General features: G+C 59.5%; 4 protein-coding genes. 2 read left to right on the top strand and 2 right to left on the bottom strand.

The features are described from left to right. The first annotated feature begins 256 nt into the window (after window positions 1-256). On the top strand, window positions 257-751 hold the full coding sequence (locus AX724_RS07830; protein WP_066765100.1) for a hypothetical protein: 495 nt from the start codon (window positions 257-259) through the stop codon (window positions 749-751). A 14-nt stretch (window positions 752-765) separates the two neighbouring features. Here AX724_RS07830 and AX724_RS22720 read toward each other — a convergent pair whose 3' ends face one another. After that, window positions 766-1,428: a S24 family peptidase gene (locus AX724_RS22720; protein WP_082733439.1), complete on the bottom strand. Its 663-nt coding sequence runs from the start codon at window positions 1,426-1,428 to the stop codon at window positions 766-768. Window positions 1,429-1,724: 296 nt separating this feature from the next. Beyond that, a complete protein-coding gene (locus AX724_RS07825; RefSeq protein WP_066765097.1) occupies window positions 1,725-2,864 on the bottom strand; it encodes an acyl-CoA dehydrogenase family protein in 1,140 nt (379 codons plus the stop codon). A 205-nt stretch (window positions 2,865-3,069) separates the two neighbouring features. On the opposite strand from AX724_RS07825, the gene AX724_RS07820 reads away from it, so the two are divergent. Next, the coding region (locus AX724_RS07820) for a LysR family transcriptional regulator (RefSeq protein ID WP_156448023.1) at window positions 3,070-3,495 on the top strand (426 nt) is incomplete at its 3' end.

The raw sequence follows: 3,495 nt of genomic DNA, 5'->3' as shown, positions 1-3,495 counted from the left end.
CTGCGCGCGCCTCCGGTCGGGCTACGCCCGCCCTCCGCCGCACGCAGCGCAAGGCGACCTTCAACTAACCGGCATCATATCCGAAAAGGGGGTCCCTCTTCGACGCCGATAGGGGGTCCCTTTTGAACGCCGTTTGACACATATGGGCTGACGAGGCGATTTTCAGCTTTCGCGAAGAAGGACTGATGTGAGTGCGGTTGACTGGCTTGCGGGCAGATGGGTTCGCAATTGACCCATTTTCAGAAGGAAGCTGCTAATGTTGATGCACGCGACAGAAGATGCGTTGGCGCAGATTTCCGATGCCTTGGCTTCATTGGCGGAGGGGCTGCAGCGTATGAGATCGGCACCGCGTCTGGAGCCGATCACACGGTCCGTAACAACAATGGACGCATCAGTAGACGAATGCCCAATATCGGAAGCCGGCCTGGCGGTCGCGGCGCGCCGCTATCTGAAATTGCGGCGACAAAGGGATGAGTTATGCCCAGGCCTATTTGAAGACCCTGCATGGGACATTCTGCTGGATCTATACGCTGCCAAGGTGGAAGGGGGTATTATTTACGTTAGCAGCGCCTGCATTGCAGCAAGCGTCCCACCGACTACCGCGCTTCGTATGATATCTCGTTTGGTTGACCTGCAGTGGATCACCCAAAGTGCCGACCGCGTCGATGGGCGTCGCAAAGTCGTTGCCATCACTTCTTCTGGTGAAAACGTGGTGAAGCGCTTCCTTTGTAGTTTGGTGGGCAATCGGTGAGCCAGCAGTGACACTCATCGAACGGCGTGACCAACCCAAACAACTCGACCAATGATCGAGAGAATTGCTGGATCGACATCCTTCCATGCGGGATAAAGCGGGTTGTCGCTGATCACACTGAAGCTTCCACGAAGCGGTCCAGTAGCGATCCGCTTCACCATAAGAACGCCATCGAGTCGGAGTACGTATAGTCCGTCACGTATCCGATCAGGACCATCATCATGGTCAACCAAGATATCGTCGCCATCGTTCAACGTCGGTAACATTGATTCGCCGGCGACGTGAATAATCGATGCGCGTTGGGGGCGAAGGCCAAGTTGACGCAGCCATTGCGCGTCGAACGCAATTGCACCCACGCGACTTTCGGTCGTGTCCAATGTACCGCTACCGGCTGAGACACCGATTGCAAGCCGAGGGATACTTACTACCGCCAGTTCGTCGCGCGGGGAGCGTGATGGTTGCCCCTGTCGTGCCGCCGCACCCAGCAATGTTTCTGGCACACCAAAATAGCGCGCGAGAATCTGACGATCTCGTTCGTCGAGCTTGCGAGGAGTCCCCCGCTTTATGAATTGCTGGATGTAGGCGGCATTACGGCCAAGTAGATCTGATACACTCGCGTAGCTATCCCCGCGTTCTGTGATGAGCCTGTCCAATGTCATTCGCACGTCGTTGATCATGATGCCCTCGGGGTCTTCATCTCGCGCAATTTCCTATTTTGCTAGCGCAAACTGCCTCCACGCGTCGATGGTTCGGTCGCCACGGCAACAGATCAGGTTTATTACTACGAGGGACATCGTCAAAGTTCTACGTCCGGCGGTCGCACGACCGTCTACTTTTTCATCGCCGGAAAGACCGCCTGAACCTGAACAAACACCGCTTCCGGGAACTAAAAATCAGCCACTGGATGGCAGTAAATGGCGCATATCAGGCATTAGGCGGGAGCCGTTAAATCGCTCTCCCGCCCACACCCTACTTACCGCAACAACTCCCGCGCGATCGTGTTCTTCTGAATCTCCGACGATCCCTCGTATATCCGCGTGATGCGAATGTCGCGATAGAGCCGCTCGACCGCAAAGCCGCGGCAATAGCCTGAGCCGCCGAAAATCTGGACCGCCGTGTCCACCGTGCGGCTGCCGGCTTCGGTGGCGAACAGCTTGGCCATGGACGCCAGCTCACGTTTTTTCTCACCCTGGTCGTAGCGCCAGCAGGCGTCGAGCAGGATCAGGCGGGCGGCGCGCATGTCGGTCGCCATGGTGGCGATATAGTGGCGGATCGCCTGGAAGTCCGAGATGACGCCTCCAAAGGCCGGGCGCTGTTTCGATTCCTCGATCGCCAGTTCCAGCGCATATTCGCCCATGCCGACGGCGGTCGCGCCGACATTCATGCGGCCTTCGTTCAGGCCTTCGAGCGCATAGTGGAAGCCGCGCCCTTCTTCGCCGAGCAGGGCGTCGGCGGGCAACTGGCATTCGTCGAAGGTCAGTTCATAGACGCCGGGCGTTGCGGTGCCCATCAGTTCGATCGTGCCGGTAACGGCAAAGCCGGGCGTGTCGGCGGGCATCAGGAAGGCGGAAATGCCGCCGCGTGGCCCCGCGGCCTTGTCGGTATAGGCATAGACGATCACATATTTGGCGTTCTTGCCGTTGGAAATATAGGTTTTGGAGCCGTTGATGACCCATCCGTCGGCATTGCGGGTGGCGGTGGTACGCATTGACCCCGGATCGGACCCGCTATTGGGTTCGGTGAGGGCAAAGGCGATCGGGATTTCGCCCGACACCATGCCAGGGATCAGCTGCTGCTTTTGCGCTTCAGAGGCATGATAGACGATGTTGCGCGCGCCCGGACCCATTAGCGGGCGCAATTCGGTCCAGAATTGGGGAGGAAGGCGGGCGAGTTCGATCTGCACCGCCGCCTGCGCGAGTGCGCCAAGGCCCAGGCCGCCATATTCTTCCGGCAAAGACAGGCCGAAATAGCCATTGTCGACCAGCGTTTGTCGCACGATCGGCGGGACTTTGCCGGTGGCCTGAAATTCGGCTTCATAAGGGAGCAGGTCGCGCACGATGGCGCGGGTGACGTCGCAAAATTCCTTGATGTCGTCGGGCAATTCAAAGTCCATCTTGTGCCTCCTTCTTATCCGAATCCGTGGCCGCGGCCGTGCGCGCCTCTCGCTAATGGTCCTACCATTGTAATAATGGTCAGTCCATTACAATTTCTGCCTATTGGGGCAAGGGGCCGCTGTCCTTTGGGGCAGTTGTCCGGTAAGGCTGACGTCGCCCGATGACGCCACAGCGTGCGGGTGGAGGGTAACAAGAGTAAGCGGCATGGCGACCGATCCGTTCGACCTTAATCTGCGCCACCTGCGCGCGCTGCTGGCGATCCGCGAACATGGCAGCATCACCGCCGCCGCCGATGTGGTCAGCCTGTCGCAACCGGCGCTGACGCAGGGGCTGGCCAAGCTGGAACGGCAATTCGGCTACACCTTTTTCGAGCGGCGGTCGGGCGGCATGGTGCCGACGCCCATGGGCGAGATCGTGATCGAGCGGGCGCGCGCGGCGCTGGATCATCTGTCGCAGGCGGCCAAGGGCTTGTCGGGCGTGTTCCACTATCCTGAGCGGCTAATGACGATGACGCAGCTGCGCGCCTTTCTGGCGTTGGCAGAGGCGGGGAGTTTCGCGGCGGCGGCGCATGGCAGTACCCTGTCGCAGACGGCGGTGCATCGCGCGGTCGGCGACCTGGAGCAGATGATC

The sequence above is a fragment of the Sphingobium sp. CCH11-B1 genome (assembly GCF_001556865.1).
Taxonomy (GTDB): Bacteria; Pseudomonadota; Alphaproteobacteria; order Sphingomonadales; family Sphingomonadaceae; genus Sphingobium.
Note: the sequence above shows the minus strand (reverse complement) of the source record. Positions and strands in the feature narration are given on the sequence as shown.

Bases quoted from the DNA above. Each gene is read 5' to 3' on its own strand.
- AX724_RS07825 (WP_066765097.1), bottom strand. From the start codon at position 2,864: ATGGACTTTGAATTGCCCGACGACATCAAGGAATTTTGCGACGTCACC.
- AX724_RS22720 (WP_082733439.1), bottom strand. From the start codon at position 1,428: ATGATCAACGACGTGCGAATGACATTGGACAGGCTCATCACAGAACGC.
- AX724_RS07830 (WP_066765100.1), top strand. From the start codon at position 257: ATGTTGATGCACGCGACAGAAGATGCGTTGGCGCAGATTTCCGATGCC.